Below are 18,172 nucleotides of genomic sequence, written 5' to 3' on the forward strand. Positions count from 1 at the left end.
GAAACGGCGAGCGGAGGGTGCCATGTTGAGGGCTCTTGTGGTCTACGAATCGCTGTTCGGCAACACCGAGGCCGTCGCCCGCGCCGTTGCCGAGGGGCTCGGGGAGACCTTCGAGGTCAAGGTCGTGGAGGCGCGCGAGATGCCGTCCGCCGGCGACGTCGACCTGCTGGTCGCCGGCGCTCCGACGCACGCGTTCGGGCTGAGCCGTCCCCGCACCCGCGAGGACGCGGCGCGGCAGGGCGAGGTCCGCCCCGGCTCGGTCGGCGTGGGACTGCGCGAATACCTGGACGTGTCGCCGTCGCTGCCCGGGACCGCGGCCGCGACCTTCGACACGAGGATCAACAAGCCGCTCGTCCCCGGCTCCGCGGCGCACAGGGCGCACCGGCGCCTGCGGCGGCTCGGCTGCCGGATGCTGCTGCCGGCCGAGAGCTTCCGGGTGGAGGGCGTCGACGGTCCGCTGGTCGCCGGCGAGCTCGGCCGGGCCCGGGCCTGGGGAGCGCGGCTGGCCGCCGCGATGCCGGTCGCCGGGCGCCGGGCATGACGGGACTTCCGGCCCTGACGGTGTTAGCTGCGTGCGGCTAACGTGCTAATCAGAGAGGGAGGGAGGCGACAGAGTCATGACGACCGCGAACACCAAGGCCCTCCGCGAGACGCACCCGGCCAAGCCGGAGATCCGCATCGAGGACCGCCGCACGCGCACCCGCCGGATCGGGCGCGAGGTCGGCACCCTGGCGGTCAACGTCTACGAGCGCGGCATCTCCGATCTGGTGGCGTTCGAGAAGGACGCCGCGAGGATCGCGCCATACCCGTGGATGAAGTCGGCGCTCACCATGAGCGCCGGGCTCGTCGAGGATGTCGGCGCCGCCTACGTCAAGACGGCCCGCCAGGCGCTGAAGTGAACCGTGCACCGGCCCGGGAGTCAGCTCCCGGGCCGGTCCGTGTGCCCGGTCGCCACAAAGGCGAGGTAGACCTCGGCGAGGGCCCGCCGCTGGCTCGCGGTGAGCCGGGGATCGTCCGCGATGGCGGCGAGGACCGCGGGCGTCGCCTCCTCCGGCGCCGACTCGCGCCGCAGCACGTCGGCCGTGGTGCGCAGGGAACGGGCGATGCCGTCGAGCACCCGGTCCGAGGGTGCGCGCAGCCCGCGCTCGATCTGCGACAGGTACGGCCCGGAGATGCCCACCATGGACGCGAACTGGCGCAACGGCAGCTCGGCGAGCTCGCGCCGGTTGCGGATGATCTCGCCGAGGGTGGGGCTCACGCCGCCACGCGCAGGGCCGCGGGCACGGTGGCCTGCGCGGTGCGCAGGACCTCGTGCCGGCGCCGCCCGTCCATGAGGTTGACGCCGATCGCCGTCAGGTCGTCCGGCCCCGGGGTGAGCACGACGACCCGGGCGCCGGACCGCTCGACCTTGCGCCGCTCGGCGTCGAGCTGGACGGCGAAGACCTGCCGCAGCAGGCGCTCGGCGCGCCAGGACGGACGCAGCGGGCGATCGGTGCGGTGGCTGGCCATGGGCGCGAGAACGTACACCTCGTCGAGCTCCTGGGTGTGCACGAGGTCGAGCGAGGCGGCGGAGCGCACGCCGCCGTCGACGTATCGGCGGTCGCCGATCGTGGTGGGGCGGTGCCAGCCGGGGATGGAACACGACGCGACGACCGCGTCCGGCAGCGTGGCCACGGGACTGCCGGGGCGGCCGAAGACCACCCGCCGGCCGCGCTCGTAGTCGACGCCCACGATCCAGGTGTCGCGCTCGGGCCAGCGCTGCGGGTCGTCGCTCACCAGAGCCTGCACGTACCGGCGCAGCGTGCGGTGCTCGGAGCGGCCCTGCGGCACGAAGGCGCTGGCCAGCGCCTGGGGATGGACACTGTGCGGGGCGAGCGCGGCGGTGGCCATCATGCGCGGCGAGCCGAGCCGCAGGCGCGGCGGTGGCGGCAGGCGGCCGGAGTCGTGCTCGAACTCGTGCGCACCCGGCAGGTGGGTCACGGTCTCGCCCAGCTGGTGGGCGACGAGGTCGGCCGGGGTGAAGCCGTGCCGCAGGGCGGCGGCGACGATGCTGCCCGCGCTCGTGCCGACGATGACGTCGACCTCGCCGAGCGGGCAGCCGGCCCGCTCCTCGACGGCGGCCAGCCCGCCGATGGTCCACGCCGCGCCGAGCGTGCCGCCGGCACCGAGGACGAGTCCCACACGTTTGCGCGCCATAGTGACCCACCATCCCCCGAAGGTGACCTGGAACACAATGGTGCCACGGACGTCAGCCGGCAGCCCACCGCCGGGACAGCCCGGCGATCTCGTCCACGATGGCGGGTTGCAACGCGCCGGGCAGGTCGTGGCCCATCCGGGGGTACACCACCAGCCTCGCGCCCGGGATCGCGCGGGCCGTGGCCCGCCCGCCGGAGGGCCGCACCAGGGGGTCGGCGTCCCCGTGCACCACGAGCGCCGGCAGCCGCAGGCCGCGCAGCAGCGGACGCCGGTCCGCGGCGAGCACGACGGCCGCGAGCTGGCGGCGGACCCCGTCCGGGTCGTGCGCCCGATCGAAGCTGCGCGCGGCGACGGCGCGCAGCCACGGCTCGTCGAGCGGGTAACCGGGCGAGCCGATGATCCGGAAGATCCGGACCATGTGCTCGGCGGCCTGGTCACGGTCGTGCGCGGTGCCGGAGAGCAGGGCGGGCAGCGCGCGCGGGTGCGGCCGCCCGATGTGCGGTGACGGTGTCGACGACAGGGACGTCAGGGTGCGTACGCGCTCCGGGTGCAGCACGGCGACGAGCTGAGCGATCATCCCGCCCAGCGACACGCCCGCCACGTGGGCGCTGGACCAGCCGAGCGCGTCCAGCACCGACACGGCGTCCCCGGCCATGTCGGGCAGGCCGTAGCCGGGCCGGCGGGTGAGCAGGACCCGGGGCGAGGCGAGCCCCCGCCCGGGCAGATGCGTCGATCGGCCCACGTCACGGTTGTCGAAGCGGGCCACCCGGAACCCCCGCTCGACGAGCAGCCGGCGGAAGCCGTCCGGCCAGAAGAGCATCTGCAGGCCCAGCCCCATGATCAGCAGGAGCGGGGTGCCGTCGGCGGGACCCTCCACCTCGTACGCGATCTCGATCGTGCCGTGCCTCGCCACACCCGTCGCCATGGCTCCAGCCTCGCGCGGGCGGCCGCGCGGGGGCAGGAGGCGAACGTCGGCGAGAGCGGGCCGTCCGGCCCTGGCCGCCCGGCGCGGCCCGGCGCGACGGTGAGGTCATGCGCACCGAGGACTATCTCAGCCCGCTCGACGCGTCCTTCCTGGACGCCGAGGATCAGGACCCGCACGCGTCGCTCGCCATCGCCTCGGTCGCCGTGCTCGACGGCCCGGCGCCCGGCCAGGCCGAGTTCACCGAGGCGATCCGCGGCCGGCTCGCCCTGGTGCCGCGCTACCGCCAGAAGGTGCGCCGGGTGCCGTTCAACCTCGGCCGGCCGGTCTGGGCCGACGACCCGGACTTCGATCTCGACTTCCACCTGCGGCGCACCGCCCTGCCCGCGCCCGGCGACGACGACGCCCTGGAGCGCCTCATCGGCCGGGTGATGTCGCAGCGCCTCGACCGGGAGCGCCCGCTGTGGGAGGACTGGCTGATCGAGGGCCTGCCCGAGGGCCGCTGGGCGCTGCTGTCCAAGGTGCACCACTGCATGCTCGACGGCGTCGGCGGCAACGAGCTCTACCGGCTGATCTGCGACACCCGGCCCGAGCCGCGCCGGCCGGTGCCGGACACCTGGCAGCCGGCGCCCGCGACCGCCACCGTGGACCTGACCCTCGACGCGCTGGGCCAGTGGGCCCGGATCCCGTTCGACCAGGCCCGCTGGCTGACCGGTGCGATCCGCGACCCGGGCGGCACGGCCCGGCGCCTCGGTGACGTCGCCCGCGGCGCGGCGGCCCTCGCCGGGGCGTTCCTGCCCGTGCCGGCGACCGCACTGGCCGGGCCGCTCGGCCGGGCCCGGCGCTACGCGGTGGCACGCATGCCGCTCGCCGACATCTCCGCGGCCGCCAAGGCCCACGACGTCACCGTGAACGACGTCTACCTGGCCGCGGTCGCCGGCGCCTTCCGCCGGCTGATGCTCTCGCGCGGCGAGCAACCCGTCGCCGGCGGCATCCGCACGCTGGTGCCCGTCAACGTGCGCGCCGCTGAGGCGCAGCACGTCATGGAGAACCGCATCGCGTCGCTGCTGCTCGACCTGCCCGTGGAGATCGAGGACGGCACCGCGCGGCTGCGCGCCGTGCACGAGCGCATCGCCGAGCTGCGCGCCCGGCACGAGGTCGAGGCCGGCGTGGCGCTGGTCGCGCTGGCCGAGCAGGAGCCGTTCGCGGCGGTCTCGTTCTTCATCCGCAGCGCGCTGGGCATGCCGCAGCGCGGCCTCGCCACCGTGACCACGAACGTCCCGGGCCCTCGCGCCCAGCTCTACATCCTCGGCCGGCCGATCCGCGAGATCCTGCCCTACGTGCCGATCGCCGAGCGGCTGCGCATCGGCGTGGCGGTCATGACGTACGGAGGCCGCGCCGCGTTCGGGATCACCACCGACTTCGCCTCGGTGCCGGAGGCCGGCGAGTTCGCGGCGGCCGTCGTCGACGAGGTGGAGCAGTTGCGCCCCGCGCCGCGCCGCGCGGCCCGCGTCGCCCAGCTCACCTGACTCCGTACCCGAGGGAGTGATCGAAGATGTTGAACCTCGCCGTGATCCTGCGCGAGTCGGCGGCCCGCCGCCCGGACGCACCGGCGGTGATGCACGACGGCGGCACGATCACGTACGCGGAGCTGGACGCCCGTTCCGACGCGGTGGCGGCCGCGCTCGCCGCGCGCGGCATCGGCCCCGGCGCGCCGGTGGCCCTGCAACTGCCGAACATCCCCGAGTTCCCGATCGCCTACTACGGCATCCTCAAGGCCGGCGCGGTGGTCGTGCCGGTGAACGTGCTGCTGCGCGCGCCGGAGATCGCTCACCAGCTGCGCGACTCCGGCGCCCGGCTCTTCATCACGTGGGCCGGCGTGGCCGGTGAGGCGGCCAAGGGCGCGGCCGAGGCGGGCCTTCCCTCACCGTACATCGTCGACGGCTCCATCGAGGAGCTCAGCGCGCCGGTCACCGAGCCCTTCCCGCTCTGCCCGCGCGAACCCGGCGACACCGCGGCCATCGTCTACACCTCGGGCACGACGGGGCTGCCCAAGGGCGCCGAGCTGACCCACTTCCAGCTCTACATGAACGCCGACATCCCCGGGCGCCTCTTCGAGATCAAGCCGGCGGACGTCGTCCTCACGGTGCTGCCGTTGTTCCACGTCTACGGCATGTCCAGCGCGATGAACCTCGGCATCCGCTTCGGCGCGGCGCTGTCGCTGGTGCCGCGCTTCACCCCCGAGAAGGTGCTGGCCACGATCGAGCGCGACCGGGCGACCATCTTCGACGGGGTGCCGACGATGTTCGGCGCCCTGCTCGCGTACGCCGAGAAGAACGAGTGTGACACCTCGTCGCTGCGCGTCTGCGTCTCGGGCGGCGACGCCATCCCGGCCCGCCTGCTCGACGCGATCGAGGAGCGCTTCGGGGTGCCGATCCTCGAGGGGTACGGCATGACCGAGACGGCCTCGACGATCACCTTCAACCAGGGGCCCGAGGAGCGGCGCGCCTACAGCGTCGGCAAGCCCGTGTGGGGCGTCCAGGTGCAGGTCTGGGACGACGCCGGACGGCGGCTGCCGCCGGGCCGCGCGAACATCGGCGAGCTCGTCACCCGCGGCTACCACACCATGCGCGGCTACCACGGGCACCCGGCCGCCACCGCCGAGGCGTTCGACCGCGGCTGGTTCCGCACCGGCGACCTGGGCTACGCCGACGACGACGGCTACCTCTACATCGTCGACCGCAAGAAGGAGCTGATCATCCGCGGCGGCTACAACGTCTATCCGCGCGAGGTGGAGGAAGTGCTGCACCGCCACCCGGGCGTGCTCGAGGCGGCGGTGGTCGGCGTGCCCGACGAGCGGCTCGGCCAGGAGGTCAAGGCGATCGTCGTCCGCCGGCCCGGCCACTCCCCCTCCGCGCCGGACATCGTGGAGCACTGCCGGGACAGGGTGGCCGCCTACAAGTACCCGAGGCTGGTCGAGTTCCGCGACGCGCTGCCGCTCTCCGGCACCGGCAAGGTCCTCAAGAAGGACCTGGCCTGACGGTCACGGCATCAGCACGGCGGCTCCGGTGACCCGGTCCGCGGCCAGGTCCGCCAGGGCGTCCGCGGCCCGGGACATCGGGTACGGCGTGACCGTCACCGCGAGGTGGTGCTTCTCGGCGAAGGCCAGCAGCTCGCGCCCGTCGGCCCGGGTGTTGGCCGTGACGCTGCGGACCGTGCGCTCCTGGAAGAGGTCGCGGTCGTAGTTCAGCGCCGGGATGTCGCTCAGGTAGATGCCGGCCACGGCCAGGGTGCCGCCGCGGTCGAGCGCGCGCAGCGCCACCGGCACCAGATCTCCCGCCGGCGCGAACAGGACGGCGGCGTCCAGCGGCTCCGGCGGCTCGTCGTACGCGCCGGCGGCCGAGGTGGCGCCCAGCGCGAGGGCCAGCTCGCGGGCGCGGGCCGAGCGGGTCAGCACGTGCACCCGGGCGCCCTCGGCGAGCGCGACCTGGGCGGTGAGATGTGCCGAGGCGCCGAATCCATAGATGCCCAGCCGGCCACCGGGCGGAAGGTCGGCCCGGCGCAGCGCGCGGTAGCCGATGATCCCGGCGCACAGCAGCGGCGCCAGCTCCGCGTCCGAATAGCCGCCGGGCAGGGCGTACGCGTAGTCGGCGCGCACGGTGGTCAGATCGGCGTACCCGCCGTCGGCGTCCCAGCCGCTGTAGCGCGACGAAGGGCAGAGGTTCTCGGCGCCGCGCAGGCAGAACCGGCACCGGCCGCACGTCTCGCGCAGCCAGGCCACGCCCACCCGGTCACCCACCCGGAACCCCTCGGCGCCGTCGCCGAGCTCGAGCACGTGCCCGACCACCTCGTGGCCCGGCACCACCCCGGCCCGGTGCGGCGGCAGCTCGCCCGTGGCCACGTGCAGATCCGTGCGGCAGACCCCGCACGCGTCGACCGCCACCAGCAGCTCACCGGGCTGTGGCCGGGGCACGCGCATGGGCGTACGCCGAAGCGCCTGCCGGACGTCCGAGCCCGGCGCCGTCACCTGCCATCCGTACATGAAGGTCTCCTCACACGCCCGCGGCGCCCTGTTCCGGCGGCACGGCGAGCGGATGGCGCTCGTCCTCCCGCGCGGCGACCTTCTCCATGGCGCGCTGGTACTGCCCCCGCGTGATCTCCCCGGTGGCCAGCTGCGCGGTCAGCACACCCTCCAGCGTCTCGGGCGGGGCCGGCGGGGCGCCCTCGGGCTGCTCGCCGGACCCCGCGGCCGCCTTGCGCCGCAGGGCCGCGAGGTCGTCGTGCCACGCCCAGACGGCCGGCAGCACGCAGATCGCGACGAGCAGGACCAGTATCACCAGCATGATCAACACTTTCCTCACCTCCGCCCTCATGCTCTTCCCTCGCGGCTTCCAGGAGAAGGGACAGAAGTCCCGGCCGCGCGGTCCTGCTGTCCACGGTCCCCGGGAAGGGGCCGATCGGCTCTGCCGCCGGGGGCCACGCGGGGACAGGCTCGGAGGGGACCGCTCCGGGAGGAGGCCACCATGTCCTCGACGCTCGACCTCACCGATCCGCTGGCCCGGGCTGCCGTCTTCGCCGGGCGAGCCCCGTCGCTGCACAACAGCCAGCCGTGGCACTGGCGGCTGCGCTCCGGCGTGCTCGACCTCAGCCTGCAGCCGCGCCGCCTGCTGCGGGTCACCGACCCCGCCGCGCGGCTCGCCGTGCTCAGCTGCGGCACGGCACTGCACCACGCGCTGATCCACCTCGCCGCCGACGGCTGCCGGGCCGTCGTCACGCGGATCCCGGACCCCGAGGACCCCTACCTGCTCGCCCGGGTCGAGCCGGCCGGGACGGCGGCACCCGACCACGACGCGGCCCGGCTGGTGCGCGCGGAGCCGCGCCGGCGCACGGACCGGCGCAACGACCCGGGACCACCGCTCGACACCCACCAGGTCCACACCGTCCAGCAGGCCGTACGGCGCCACGGCGCGGGCCTCATGGTGCTGCGGCTCGGCCAGATGTACGCCGTCGCCCAGGCCGCCGAGCTCGCCCAGGAGATCGAGGCGGCCGACCCGGAGTGGCAGGTGGAGATCGCCGGCTGGGTCGGCGGTGACCGCCCATCGAGGACGGGCGTGCCGACCGCGGCCCTCCCCGCCGACCTGAACGTGCTGACCGCTCCCGCCCAGGCCCTGCGCCGTGCCGGATCCGTGCTGCTCGACGAGTCGCGCGGACCGGCCTCGACCTTCACCGTGCTGCACAGCGCACGCGACGGGCGGCGGGACTGGCTGACCGCCGGCGAGGCGCTCTCAGCCGGCTGGCTCACGGCGGCCCACCTGGGCGTCGCGGTCCTGCCGCTGAGCGTCGTCACCGAGGTGGCCGGCGGCCGCGACCGCATCCGGCAGCTGCTGAACTGGTCCGCGTACCCGCACCTGGTCCTGCGCCTCGCGGCCGAGTCGTCCCGCCCGCCGGGTCCCCCGACGCCGCGGCTGCCCAGCACGGAGATCCTCTCGATGGGCTGAGGCTGGAGGTACGGTGATGGCCCCGTCAGACCACTCCGCGATGATCGAGACGCACGCCGCGGTGCTGTTCTTCCTCGGCGACCGCGTCTACAAGCTCAAGAAGGCCGTCGACCTCGGTTTCCTCGACTTCCGCCGCAGGGCCGACCGGGAGGCGGTCTGTCACCGCGAGGTCGAGCTCAACCGCAGGACGGCACCCGACGTCTACCTCGGCGTCGCGGACGTCACCGGGCCGGACGGCAAGCCCTGCGACCACCTGGTGGTGATGCGCCGGATGCCGCTGGAGCGCCGGCTGTCGGCGCTGATCCGCGCCAGCGTGCCGGTCGCGGACGACCTGCGCCGGCTGGCGCGCATGCTGGCCGTCTTCCACACGACCGCCCGGCGCGGCCCGGACATCTCGGCCGAGGGCACCCGGGACGCCCTGCTCGGCCGCTGGGACGCCACCTTCGGGCAGCTGCGCGCCTTCGCCGGCCGGGTGCTCGACCGTGCCGGCGCCGAGGAGGTGGAGGACCGGGCGCACGCCTTCCTCGCCGGGCGCGACCCCCTGTTCGCCGGCCGGGTGGCGGACGGGCGCGTCCTCGACGGGCATGGTGACCTGATCGCCGACGACGTCTTCTGCCTGCCGGACGGGCCGCGCCCGCTGGACTGCCTCGAGTTCGACGACCGGCTGCGATGGCTGGACGGGCTGGACGACGCGGCGTTCCTCGCCATGGACATCGAGCATCTGGGCGCACGCCCGCTCGCGGGCGCCTTCCTGGACTGGTACGCCGAGTTCAGCGGGGATCCCGCGCCCGCGTCGCTGCGGCACCACTACATCGCGTACCGCGCCTATGTGCGCACCAAGGTCGCCTGTCTGCGGCACGCCCAGGGCGATCCCTCCGCCGCGGCGGACGTGGCGGACTACACCCTGCTCGCCCTGCGGCACCTGCGTGCCGGCGAGGTGCGGCTCGTCCTCGTGGGCGGGCCGCCGGGCACGGGCAAGTCCACCCTGGCCGGGCAGCTCGCCGACCGGCTCGGCGCGACGCTGCTGTCCAGTGACCGTGTCCGCAAGGAACTGGCCGGGCTGACACCGGAGCGCACGGCGGCCGCCGCCTACCGCGAGGGCATCTACACCGCGGAGTGGACGGACCGCGCCTATCGGGAGCTGCTCGACCGTGCCCGCCGGCTCCTGGAGCAGGGCGAGACCGTGGTGCTGGACGCGTCCTGGTACGCGCCCCGCCGCCGCGAGGCGGCGCGTGAGCTCGCGCGGCGGACCCACAGCGCGCTGCGCGAGATCCGGTGCACGGCGGGCGCCGCCACCGTCGCGGACCGGCTCGCGCACCGGCACGGCGGCGCCTCGGACGCGGACGCCGTCATCGCCGCGGCGATGAGCGCCGCGTTCGCCCCGTGGCCGGAGGCCGTCGAGATCGCCACGGACGAGGAGCCGGACCGGTCGCTGGTGTCCGCGAGCAGGGCCGTCGAGATGTGACTCACCAGGCCGGACGGGTGACGGACCGGTGCCGGTGCGGCACCACGGCCACCGGGCAACGGGTGCGGCCCAGCACCGCGCGCGTCGTGCCGCCGAGCGCTCCCACGTGGGCGGGACGGTCGCTCGACGAGCCGATGACCAGCAGGGAGGCGCCGGCGCTGAGCGCGACGAGGGCGGCGGCCGGGTCGGGGTCGTGCAGGACCTCACGCTCCAGCGGCGGTCCCGGCTCGGCCAGGTGCTCCCGGACGAGAAGGTCGACCAGCCGGCTCGCGCCACCGAGGTCCCGGTGGCACCGGCGGTGGTGCGGGCAGTCCGGGGGCCGGCAGTCCGACCAGACGTACGCCACCCGGAGCGGAACCCCGAGCCGGCCCGCCTCCCGGCGCCCGTGCCGCAGCAGGGCACCGGCGTTGTCGTCGTCGTCCACCGCGACCACGACCGGCCCGGCGGTCGTGCGCCCGGCGCCGCGCGTCCCCGGTCGAAGCGGCAAGGTGGCTGTTGCCATCTCTCCTCCTCCCCTCACCTCGACGATCCCGCCGCGCCGCGCCGGGCGCCCGGGCCGTCGGGCGCATGCGGTGAGGACGTAGGTCCTGTCAGGGTCGAGGGAGAGGCGGAGACCAGGCGGAGGGCGCGATGCTCTCGGCGCGCTGCTTGATGTCGCGCAGCAGACGGCGTTCCACGAGCAGCCTGCGCGGCTCGGTGCGCAGGAAGGCCGCGTGACGCCCGGCGGTGACGATGCGGTTGCGGCTGATCAGCCTGGTCTTGAGCCAGACGGTGGAGAGCGAGAGCGACCACACCCAGGCGCCGTCGGCCGTGCGGAGCACCAGCGTGCGCTCCGGCTCGCAGATCTCCACCCGCATGCGGCCCGGCCACGGCGCGATCGGCAGGGCGTCGCTGCCGAGACGCACCAGCCACGGCCAGACCGACGACGCCGGGGCGTCGATGGTGACGGCCCGGGTGGAGACCACGTCGGGCCGGGGCAGCAGGCGGTCACCGGGCAGCGTCCTGGCCGTCTCCTCCGCGGTGGCGCCGCCACGGGGGCGCCACCGCCTGCCTGGTGCGGCTCGCATCGGTCAGCCCGTGAGGTGCGCCGGGCGGTGGGTGAACTGCTCGATGTCGCCGGCCGTCACGTCGAGGAGTTTGTACGCGAGATCCGCCAGCGCCCGCGCCGTCGCCAGCTCGTCGCCGATCTCCGGCACCTCCCGGTCGGCCGGGTAACGCCGGGCCTCGCCCTCGCCTCGCACGGGCGTGCGGGCGTCGGTGTGCAGGACCGCGGTCGCCTTGGTGCGGCGGTGTTCCTCGTCCTCGACGAGGTTGATCTCGACGGTCCAGGTACGCGTGTGAACCATGGTCTCACCTCCTGTTTCTCTCCTTCCTGTGTAGGCGGGCGCGGCGTGCGGACACAGGGCCGTTGGTCCCGGGACAGGACCAATGGCCCTGCCCGGTGACGCGGCGCTCGGCGAGGCTGGAGACGAACCCACCGGATGACGGAGGGCACGGAGGCCGGGAACCGACAGACGGCCCGCGCGCCGTGAGCCCCACCGTTGGACAACGGAGCCGGCCCCGTCGCCGCCGCACCCGGTGGGTTCCGGACATCGGAGGTGAGCTGCGGTGATCGCTCGGATCGGCGACCGCATCGTCCTGGAGGGAACGCATCTCGGCGACGCCCGCCGAGTCGGCGTCATCACGGCGGTGAGCCACGCTGACGGCGGGCCGCCGTACGAGGTCCGCTGGCTCGACGACGGCCGCACCACCCTGATCTTCCCGGGTGCCGAGGCACGGATCGAGCGCGACGCCGATCAGGCGCCGCCCGACGAAGCGCGCCACTTCTCGTAGGCGGCGACCGCGGTCGGCAACGTGGGGAAGATGCGGTCGGCGCCGATCGAGGCGGCCAGGCCGAACGCCTCCAGGTCGACGAGCAGGTCCTGCTTGACCCGGGCCAGCGCGAAGACGATGCCGCGCCCCACCAGGTCGCGCCGCAGCCGCTCCAGCGCGTCGAGGGCGGTGATGTCGACCTCCACGTTCGCCTCGGTGTTCAGCACGAACCAGGCCACCGGGCCGTCGTGGTCCGCCACCGCGGCCAGCGCGCGCCGCCGGAAGTTGTCCGCGTTCGCGAAGAACAGCGGCGAGTCGTAGCGGTAGACGACCAGCCCGGGCACGGTTCTCGCCGCCGGGTAGTCGTCGACGTCGTGCATGCCGGCGAGGCCCGGCACCAGGCCCTGGACGGCGTCGTGCGGGCGGGCGACCCGGGTGAGCATCTCGGCGACGGAGAGCGCGACGGCGAGCAGCACCCCGTACAGGATGTCGAAGAGCAGCACCCCGAGCAGCGAGCCGATCGCGAGCAGGAGCTCGCTGCGCCGGAACCGGGCCAGGCGGCGGAAGCCCGCCACGTCGACGAGCCGGAACGCCGCGTAGACCACGATGGCGCCGAGCGCCGCCGTCGGGAACGACGTCAGCAGCGGACCGGCGAACAGCAGCGTCGCGAGGACCAGCAGCAGCACGATCAGTGAGTACGCCTGCGTGCGCCCGCCGGCCGCCCGGGCCAGCGCCGTCCGGCTCCCGCTGCTGCTCACCGGCAGCCCCTGCCAGAACCCGGCGGCGACGTTGGCGACGCCCAGGGCCACCAGCTCCTGGTTCGCGTCGATCTCCTCGGCGGAACGGGCGAACGACCGCCCCGTCAGGATGGTGTCGCTGTAGCCCACCAGGAGCACGCCCGCGGCGGGCAGCACCAGCGACGCCATCTCGCTCAGATCCGGCACGGCCGGCAGCGGAACCCCGCCCGGCACCGCGCCGACGACCTCGATGCCGTGCTCCTGAAGCCCGAACAGCGCCACCGTGACGGTGGCCAGAAGCACCGCGGCCAGCGGTACGGGCACGCGCGGCGCCACGCGTTGCACGCCGAACAGGAACACCAGCACCGCCACCGCGAAGATCGCCGTCGGCACGTGCAGCCCGGGCAGCCCCGCACCGAACGAGGCCAGCTCGGCGAAGAACGAGCCGCCCTCGACGGCAACCCCGGTCAGCTTGCCGAGCTGGCTCGCCACCATGATCGCCGCGACCCCGGCGAGGTAGCCGACCAGGATGGGCCGGGACAGCAGGTCGGCCACGAAACCGAGCCGCAGCAGCCGGCTCAGCAGGCACAGCGCGCCGACCGTCACGGCCAGCGCGGCCGCGAGACCCGCGTAACGCGCCGGGTCACCGGCCGCCAACGGGCCCACCACCACCGCCGTCATCAGGGCCGTCGTCGACTCCGGGCCGGCCGACAACAGCCGCGACGTGCCCAGCAGGGCGTAGGCGAGCAGCGCGGGAACGGTCGCCCACAGCCCGGCCACCGGTGGCAGCCCGGCCAGGCCGGCGTACGCCGGCACCTGCGGCACCAGGTAGGCGGCCACGGTGAGCGCGGCGAGGACGTCACCGCGCAGTCACCCTCGCCGGTAGTGGGCGAGGACGGTGAGGCCTGTCGTCACGATCCTGTCGCGCGGCCGGTCGCGGCGGTCGCGTCGCCGGCGGTCTCGGACCAGCCGGGGGGAACCAGCACGGTGGGGCTCGTCGCCCGGGCGCCGGCGCGTGACTGCCGGGCGCTGCACAGCAGCTCGGCGAAGCTGCCGCTGCGCCCTGTCCCGGCGATCAGCAGACGGCCGCGGCGCAGGGCCCGCTCGATGGTGAACGCCATGTCGAAGTCGTTTACCACCAGGGGCTCGACCGCCACCCCCGGGAACCGCTCCGTCCAGCCGGTGAGCGCCTCGGTCAGGGCCCGCTCGGCCGCCGCGCGCTCCTCGGCGTACGCGCCGGCCGGCACCGCCACGGGCGTGCCCTCCTCGGCGCCGGGCCGCGTCCACATGTGCACCGCGACCAGCGGCGCGTGTGCCAGCGAGGCGCGCGCGAACGCGTACCCCAGGGTGCTGTCGCCCTCGGGCCGGGCCGAGGCCGCCACCACGACCGGCCCGTCGGCCGGGACCGTCCCGCGGTAGACCATCAGCGGGCAGGCGCTGTGGTAGGCGAGGTAGGCGGTGGTCGAGCCCCACGCCGGCCGGGAGTAGGCGTCGTCGCGGTGACCCACGACGAGCAGGCGGGCACGGTCCGAGGCCTGCGTCAGCAGGTTGGCGGCGTTGCCGTCGAACAGCTCGGTGTGCACGCGGATCCGCGGCGCCGTCAGCCGCGCCCGGCTCGTGAGCAGGTCGAGCAGCCGGCGGGCGTCGGCACGGGACGGCACGGCGCCCCGGCCGCGATAGGCGCCGGTGTATCGCCCCGGCCAGACATGCACGAGGAGCAGCGGGGCCCGCTGCAGGGCCGCCTCGGCCGCCGCCAGATCGACGAGGGCCGGACCCGAGCGCGAGCCGTTCACACCGACCATCACCGGCCGGTTCCGGGGTGTCGACACGTCGCTGTGCATAGTCGCAGGCTAGGCGCGCCACGGTGGCTGGGGTCACGGCCGGTGAGCACCTGTGCCCGGGCCATTCGTCCCGCCGGCGCGTGATCGGGACCTTCAGCCCTTCCGCACGGGACCACGCGCCCTGACCCGGCACACCGGCGCGCCCGACGATCGAAACAGATCGAAGGGAGAGCCGTCATGAGGAATCCGAGCATCGTCGTGGGCACCGACGGCACCGCATGCGGCACCGCGGCCGTCGAGTGGGCAGCGGGCGAGGCGCTGCGGCGCGGGGCGCCGCTGCGCATCGTGCACGCCTTCGACTGGGACTGGAGCGAGTCCCGCCTGGACATCGGCAACGAATACATCGACGTCGCCCGGCTTCTCGCCGAGGGTGTCGTCGCGGCCGCCCGCGACCGCGCGCTGGCGGTGGCGCCGGCGATCGACGTCGAGACGGACACGCTCATCGGGCACGCCGGCCCCCGCCTGACCGAGGTCTCCCGGGGCGCCGCCCTGCTCGTGGTGGGCAGCCGCGGCCGGGGCGGCTTCGCCGGGCTGCTGCTCGGCTCGGTCAGCCGGCGCATGGCCCTGCACGCCCCGTGCCCGGTCGTCGTCGTCCGCGGCCGGCCCACACCGGACGGGCCCGTCGTGGTGGGAGTCGACGACTCCCCCGGCGCCGAGGCGGTGCTGGGGACGGCGTTCGAGGCCGCGGCCGCCCGCGGCGCCGAGCTGCTCGTCCTACGGTCGTACCTGCCGGTGATCCCCGTCTGGCTCGCCGGCGTGCGGGCGCCGGACCTCGAGACGCCGGCGCAGGACGAGGCCGAACGCGACCGGGTCACCGAGCTGCTGGAACCCTGGGCCGACAAGTACCCGCGGGTGACGACCCGGCTCGTGATCACCCACAAGGGCGCCGCCGCGGCGCTCGTCGGGGCCTCCGCGAACGCGCAGCTCGTCGTCATCGGCAGCCACGGGCACGGTGTCGTCGGCGGGACGCTGCTCGGCTCCGCCGGGCTCCAGCTGCTGCACCACGCCGGCTGCCCGGTCCTCGTCGCCCGCCCGGAGGCCTGACGATGCCCGCCGACCTGCTCCTCGACACCGCCGACGCCCTCGCCTCCGACGGCGGGATCGTCACGATCCGGCCGGTCGCGCCCACCGACCGGCCGGGCCTGGCCGCGCTTTACGACGCCGCCACCCCCGACAGCCTGCGGCTGCGCTTCTTCGCGCACCCGAGCGCGCACACCCTCGCCGCCGAGGTCGACCGGCTCTGCCGCCCGGAGAGCGACCGGCATCTGGCCATGCTGGCCCTGGAGGGCGAGCGCGTGGTGGGTGTCGCGTCCTGCGAGCGCACCGACGACATCGGGCACCGCGCGGAGTTCTCCGTCTTCGTCGCCGAGGCCGATCACGGCCGTGGCATCGGCACGCTCCTGCTGGAGCATCTGGCCGCCCGGGCGCACGGCCGGGGCATCAGCGAGCTGGTCGGCGAGGTCCTGCCCGGCAACTTCGCCATGCTGCGCGTCGCCCGCGATCTCAGCGCGCACGCCTGGTCGCGCTTCGGCGACGGCATCGTGGACGTCGGCCTCGACACGATCGGCGACGAGGCGGCCGAGAGCGCGGTCGACGTCCGCGACCGGGCCGCCGAACGGGCTTCGCTGCGTGCCCTGCTCTCCCCCGCCTCCGTGGCGGTCGTGGGCGCCGGGCGCCGGCCCGGGAGCGTCGGACACGAGACCCTGAAAAAGCTTCGGGAGTACGGCTTCACCGGCACCCTGTACGCGGTGAACCGCAACGGCGGGGCCGCGTACCGCTCGGTGCGGGAGCTCCCGCCCCCGGTCGAGCTGCTGGTCGTCGCCGTCCCGGCGGAGCACGTCGCGGCGGTGATCGCCGAGGGGGCCGAGGTCGGGGTGCGCGCCGCGATCGTGCTCAGCGCCGGCTTCGGCGAGGACGGGCCGGAGGGCCGGCGGCGCCAGCACGAGCTGCTCCGCCTCGCCCGGCGGCACGGCATCCGGCTGGTCGGGCCGAACTGCCTCGGCGTCGTCAACACCGATCCCCGGGTGCGCCTCGACGCGAGCTTCGCCCCCGGCACGCCGCGGCCCGGCGGGCTCGGCGTGGCCGCCCAGTCGGGTGCGGTCGGCATCGCGTTACTGGCCGGCCTCGGCGTCTCCACCTTCGTGTCGCTGGGCAACAAGGCCGACGTCAGTGGCAACGACCTGATCGCCTACTGGTACGACGATCCGGCGACCCAGGCCGTGGCGCTGTACCTGGAGTCGTTCGGCAACCCGCGCAAGTTCGCCCGCACCGTGCGCGCCCTCGCCCGGCGCAAGCCGGTCCTCGCCCTCAAGAGCGGCCGCACCGGCGCCGGCATCCGCGCGGGTGCCTCGCACACCGCGGCGGCCGCGGCGCCGGTGGCCACGGTGGACGCGCTCTTCGCCCAGGCCGGTGTCGTGCGCCCGGAAGGGCTCGGCGACCTGATCGACGCGGCCCGCATGCTGACCGGCCAGCCGCTGCCCACGGGCCGCCGGCTCGCCGTGGTGAGCAACGCGGGCGGGCTCAACGTGCTCGCCGCCGACGCCGCGGAGGTGCACGGCCTGACCGTGCCCGCGCTGAGCTCCGCCGCCCGCAGCCGGGCCGGCGGCCCCGACAACCCCGTCGACCTGGGCGCCGGAGCGTCGGTGGAGGCCTTCACGAGGGCGGCCGCCGCGATCGCCGACAGCGGCGAGGCCGACATGCTGCTCGCGATCGCCGTCGGCACCGAGTCGAACGCTCCGGGCGAGCTGCTGTCCGCCCTGTCGGCGGTGCTCGACGCCCGGCCCGGCCTGACGGCCGCCGCGGTGCTGATCGGCTGCGACGGCGCCGGCACCAGCCGGATCGGCAGCCGCGGGGTGCCCGTCTACGACCTTCCCGAGCGGGCCGTGCGCGCCCTCGCGCACGCCGCCGCGTATGCCGAATGGCGCCGCCGCCCGCTGGGCCGCAGGCCGAGCCTGCCGGACATCTCCGTCTCGCGGGCCCGCGCCGAGATCGATCGGGCCCTCGCGGACGGCGGCGGGTGGCAGTCCTACGAGCGGACCGGCGCGATCCTCGGCGCGTACGGGATCACGCTGCTGACCACCGCGAACGCGCGCACCGCCGAGGCGGCGGTCAAGGCGGCGAGGCGCGCCGGGTATCCGGTCGTGCTGAAGTCCGCCGATCCGGAGCTGGTGCACAAGAGCGACACGGGTGGGGTCCGGCTCGGCCTGGACGGCCCTGCGGCGGTCCGGGCCGCCTACGCCACCGTGCGCGCCGCGGGCCGCCCGGGGTACGGCGTGCTGGTGCAGCCGCAGGTCAGCGGGCGCACCGAGCTGGTGGCCGGCATCGCGCACGACGCCCGGTTCGGCTCGGTGGTGCTCCTCGGCGCCGGCGGCGTGCACACCGACCTGCTCCGCGACCGCACGTTGCGCCTGCTGCCGTTGACCGACCTGGACGCCGCGCGGATGTGGCGCGAGCTGAGATGCGCTCCCCTGCTCACCGGCTATCGGGGCGCACCCGCCGCCGACACCACCGCGCTCGAGCACCTGCTGCTGCGCCTCGGCCGCCTCGCGGAGGACTTCCCGGAGGTCGCCGAGCTCGACCTCAACCCGGTCCTGGCCGGTCCCGGCGGTGTGGTCGCCGTGGACGCGAAGCTGCGGCTCGCGCCGGTGGGCGCGGAGCCGGACGCGCTGCTGCGCCGCCTCAACGGGTCGCAGTCCTCCTGA

19 protein-coding genes are annotated in these 18,172 nt (G+C 75.2%); 9 read left to right on the plus strand and 10 right to left on the minus strand.

The window, feature by feature from the left end:
* Positions 1–22 precede the first annotated feature (22 nt).
* Together Ade02nite_RS35325 and Ade02nite_RS35330 are read left to right on the plus strand one after the other, a co-directional pair.
* Entirely contained in the window at positions 23–541 is a 519-nt protein-coding gene (locus Ade02nite_RS35325; RefSeq protein ID WP_239169289.1) for a flavodoxin family protein, read from the plus strand.
* Positions 542–617: 76 nt separating this feature from the next.
* Entirely contained in the window at positions 618–899 is a 282-nt protein-coding gene (locus Ade02nite_RS35330; protein WP_203773299.1) for a hypothetical protein, read from the plus strand.
* Positions 900–919: 20 nt separating this feature from the next.
* Here Ade02nite_RS35330 and Ade02nite_RS35335 read toward each other — a convergent pair whose 3' ends face one another.
* The 3 genes from Ade02nite_RS35335 to Ade02nite_RS35345 are packed head-to-tail and all read right to left on the minus strand — an operon-like array spanning position 920 to position 3,121.
* Complete coding sequence (locus Ade02nite_RS35335; RefSeq protein WP_203773301.1) at positions 920–1,258, minus strand: helix-turn-helix domain-containing protein; 339 nt, start codon at positions 1,256–1,258, stop codon at positions 920–922.
* Positions 1,255–2,196: a patatin-like phospholipase family protein gene (locus Ade02nite_RS35340; protein WP_203773303.1), complete on the minus strand. Its 942-nt coding sequence runs from the start codon at positions 2,194–2,196 to the stop codon at positions 1,255–1,257. The genes Ade02nite_RS35335 and Ade02nite_RS35340 overlap by 4 nt, the downstream gene beginning before the upstream one ends.
* A gap of 52 nt (positions 2,197–2,248) precedes the next feature.
* Positions 2,249–3,121, minus strand: coding sequence for an alpha/beta fold hydrolase (locus Ade02nite_RS35345; protein ID WP_239169290.1), 873 nt, complete (start codon positions 3,119–3,121; stop codon positions 2,249–2,251).
* 107 nt (positions 3,122–3,228) lie between these two features.
* On the opposite strand from Ade02nite_RS35345, the gene Ade02nite_RS35350 reads away from it, so the two are divergent.
* Positions 3,229–4,647: a WS/DGAT/MGAT family O-acyltransferase gene (locus tag Ade02nite_RS35350; RefSeq protein WP_203773305.1), complete on the plus strand. Its 1,419-nt coding sequence runs from the start codon at positions 3,229–3,231 to the stop codon at positions 4,645–4,647.
* A gap of 26 nt (positions 4,648–4,673) precedes the next feature.
* Positions 4,674–6,158, plus strand: a complete 1,485-nt coding sequence (locus tag Ade02nite_RS35355) for a long-chain-fatty-acid--CoA ligase (protein WP_203773307.1) — start codon at positions 4,674–4,676, stop codon at positions 6,156–6,158.
* A 3-nt stretch (positions 6,159–6,161) separates the two neighbouring features.
* On the opposite strand, the gene Ade02nite_RS35360 is transcribed toward Ade02nite_RS35355, so the two are convergent.
* Both Ade02nite_RS35360 and Ade02nite_RS35365 read right to left on the minus strand, forming a co-directional pair.
* On the minus strand, positions 6,162–7,160 hold the full coding sequence (locus Ade02nite_RS35360) for a zinc-binding alcohol dehydrogenase family protein (RefSeq protein WP_203773309.1): 999 nt from the start codon (positions 7,158–7,160) through the stop codon (positions 6,162–6,164).
* 10 nt (positions 7,161–7,170) lie between these two features.
* Positions 7,171–7,461, minus strand: coding sequence for a hypothetical protein (locus Ade02nite_RS35365; RefSeq protein ID WP_203773311.1), 291 nt, complete (start codon positions 7,459–7,461; stop codon positions 7,171–7,173).
* Between the two features lie 180 nt (positions 7,462–7,641).
* Here Ade02nite_RS35365 and Ade02nite_RS35370 point away from each other — a divergent pair, with 180 nt between their 5' ends.
* Together Ade02nite_RS35370 and Ade02nite_RS35375 are read left to right on the plus strand one after the other, a co-directional pair.
* Complete coding sequence (locus tag Ade02nite_RS35370) at positions 7,642–8,616, plus strand: Acg family FMN-binding oxidoreductase (RefSeq protein ID WP_203773313.1); 975 nt, start codon at positions 7,642–7,644, stop codon at positions 8,614–8,616.
* Between the two features lie 40 nt (positions 8,617–8,656).
* A complete protein-coding gene (locus Ade02nite_RS35375) occupies positions 8,657–10,081 on the plus strand; it encodes a bifunctional aminoglycoside phosphotransferase/ATP-binding protein (protein ID WP_203773315.1) in 1,425 nt (474 codons plus the stop codon).
* A gap of 1 nt (position 10,082) precedes the next feature.
* Here Ade02nite_RS35375 and Ade02nite_RS35380 read toward each other — a convergent pair whose 3' ends face one another.
* The 3 genes from Ade02nite_RS35380 to Ade02nite_RS35390 all read right to left on the minus strand — a co-directional run bounded on the left by Ade02nite_RS35380 (position 10,083) and on the right by Ade02nite_RS35390 (position 11,427).
* Entirely contained in the window at positions 10,083–10,583 is a 501-nt protein-coding gene (locus Ade02nite_RS35380) for a universal stress protein (RefSeq protein ID WP_203773317.1), read from the minus strand.
* Positions 10,584–10,671: 88 nt separating this feature from the next.
* The gene (locus Ade02nite_RS35385; RefSeq protein WP_203773319.1) at positions 10,672–11,148 is read right to left on the minus strand and encodes a hypothetical protein; all 477 of its coding nucleotides are present in this window, start codon (positions 11,146–11,148) and stop codon (positions 10,672–10,674) included.
* A 3-nt stretch (positions 11,149–11,151) separates the two neighbouring features.
* Positions 11,152–11,427 carry a DUF1876 domain-containing protein gene (locus Ade02nite_RS35390; protein ID WP_203773321.1) on the minus strand — a complete coding sequence of 92 codons (276 nt, stop codon included), beginning with the start codon at positions 11,425–11,427 and terminating at the stop codon, positions 11,152–11,154.
* A 262-nt stretch (positions 11,428–11,689) separates the two neighbouring features.
* Here Ade02nite_RS35390 and Ade02nite_RS35395 point away from each other — a divergent pair, with 262 nt between their 5' ends.
* Positions 11,690–11,914: a DUF1918 domain-containing protein gene (locus Ade02nite_RS35395; protein WP_203773323.1), complete on the plus strand. Its 225-nt coding sequence runs from the start codon at positions 11,690–11,692 to the stop codon at positions 11,912–11,914.
* Here Ade02nite_RS35395 and Ade02nite_RS35400 read toward each other — a convergent pair.
* Positions 11,878–13,500, minus strand: coding sequence for a SulP family inorganic anion transporter (locus tag Ade02nite_RS35400; RefSeq protein ID WP_275409975.1), 1,623 nt, complete (start codon positions 13,498–13,500; stop codon positions 11,878–11,880). The two genes, Ade02nite_RS35395 and Ade02nite_RS35400, sit on opposite strands and share 37 nt — an antisense overlap.
* 41 nt (positions 13,501–13,541) lie before the next feature.
* Positions 13,542–14,471: a universal stress protein gene (locus Ade02nite_RS35405; protein ID WP_203773327.1), complete on the minus strand. Its 930-nt coding sequence runs from the start codon at positions 14,469–14,471 to the stop codon at positions 13,542–13,544.
* Positions 14,472–14,648: 177 nt separating this feature from the next.
* Between Ade02nite_RS35405 and Ade02nite_RS35410 the strand changes: the two genes are divergently transcribed.
* Positions 14,649–15,515: a universal stress protein gene (locus tag Ade02nite_RS35410; RefSeq protein WP_203773329.1), complete on the plus strand. Its 867-nt coding sequence runs from the start codon at positions 14,649–14,651 to the stop codon at positions 15,513–15,515.
* Positions 15,516–15,517: 2 nt separating this feature from the next.
* Positions 15,518–18,172, plus strand: coding sequence for a bifunctional acetate--CoA ligase family protein/GNAT family N-acetyltransferase (locus Ade02nite_RS35415; protein WP_203773331.1), 2,655 nt, complete (start codon positions 15,518–15,520; stop codon positions 18,170–18,172).

The organism is Paractinoplanes deccanensis (assembly GCF_016862115.1).
Classification (GTDB): domain Bacteria; phylum Actinomycetota; class Actinomycetes; order Mycobacteriales; family Micromonosporaceae; genus Actinoplanes; species Actinoplanes deccanensis.

Bases quoted from the DNA above. Each gene is read 5' to 3' on its own strand.
- Ade02nite_RS35370 (WP_203773313.1), top strand. From the start codon at position 7,642: ATGTCCTCGACGCTCGACCTCACCGATCCGCTGGCCCGGGCTGCCGTC.
- Ade02nite_RS35410 (WP_203773329.1), top strand. From the start codon at position 14,649: ATGAGGAATCCGAGCATCGTCGTGGGCACCGACGGCACCGCATGCGGC.
- Ade02nite_RS35345 (WP_239169290.1), bottom strand. From the start codon at position 3,121: ATGGCGACGGGTGTGGCGAGGCACGGCACGATCGAGATCGCGTACGAG.
- Ade02nite_RS35380 (WP_203773317.1), bottom strand. From the start codon at position 10,583: ATGGCAACAGCCACCTTGCCGCTTCGACCGGGGACGCGCGGCGCCGGG.
- Ade02nite_RS35385 (WP_203773319.1), bottom strand. From the start codon at position 11,148: ATGCGAGCCGCACCAGGCAGGCGGTGGCGCCCCCGTGGCGGCGCCACC.
- Ade02nite_RS35360 (WP_203773309.1), bottom strand. From the start codon at position 7,160: ATGTACGGATGGCAGGTGACGGCGCCGGGCTCGGACGTCCGGCAGGCG.
- Ade02nite_RS35330 (WP_203773299.1), top strand. From the start codon at position 618: ATGACGACCGCGAACACCAAGGCCCTCCGCGAGACGCACCCGGCCAAG.
- Ade02nite_RS35340 (WP_203773303.1), bottom strand. From the start codon at position 2,196: ATGGCGCGCAAACGTGTGGGACTCGTCCTCGGTGCCGGCGGCACGCTC.
- Ade02nite_RS35365 (WP_203773311.1), bottom strand. From the start codon at position 7,461: ATGCTGGTGATACTGGTCCTGCTCGTCGCGATCTGCGTGCTGCCGGCC.
- Ade02nite_RS35355 (WP_203773307.1), top strand. From the start codon at position 4,674: ATGTTGAACCTCGCCGTGATCCTGCGCGAGTCGGCGGCCCGCCGCCCG.
- Ade02nite_RS35390 (WP_203773321.1), bottom strand. From the start codon at position 11,427: ATGGTTCACACGCGTACCTGGACCGTCGAGATCAACCTCGTCGAGGAC.
- Ade02nite_RS35405 (WP_203773327.1), bottom strand. From the start codon at position 14,471: ATGCACAGCGACGTGTCGACACCCCGGAACCGGCCGGTGATGGTCGGT.
- Ade02nite_RS35350 (WP_203773305.1), top strand. From the start codon at position 3,229: ATGCGCACCGAGGACTATCTCAGCCCGCTCGACGCGTCCTTCCTGGAC.
- Ade02nite_RS35325 (WP_239169289.1), top strand. From the start codon at position 23: ATGTTGAGGGCTCTTGTGGTCTACGAATCGCTGTTCGGCAACACCGAG.
- Ade02nite_RS35415 (WP_203773331.1), top strand. From the start codon at position 15,518: ATGCCCGCCGACCTGCTCCTCGACACCGCCGACGCCCTCGCCTCCGAC.
- Ade02nite_RS35375 (WP_203773315.1), top strand. From the start codon at position 8,657: ATGATCGAGACGCACGCCGCGGTGCTGTTCTTCCTCGGCGACCGCGTC.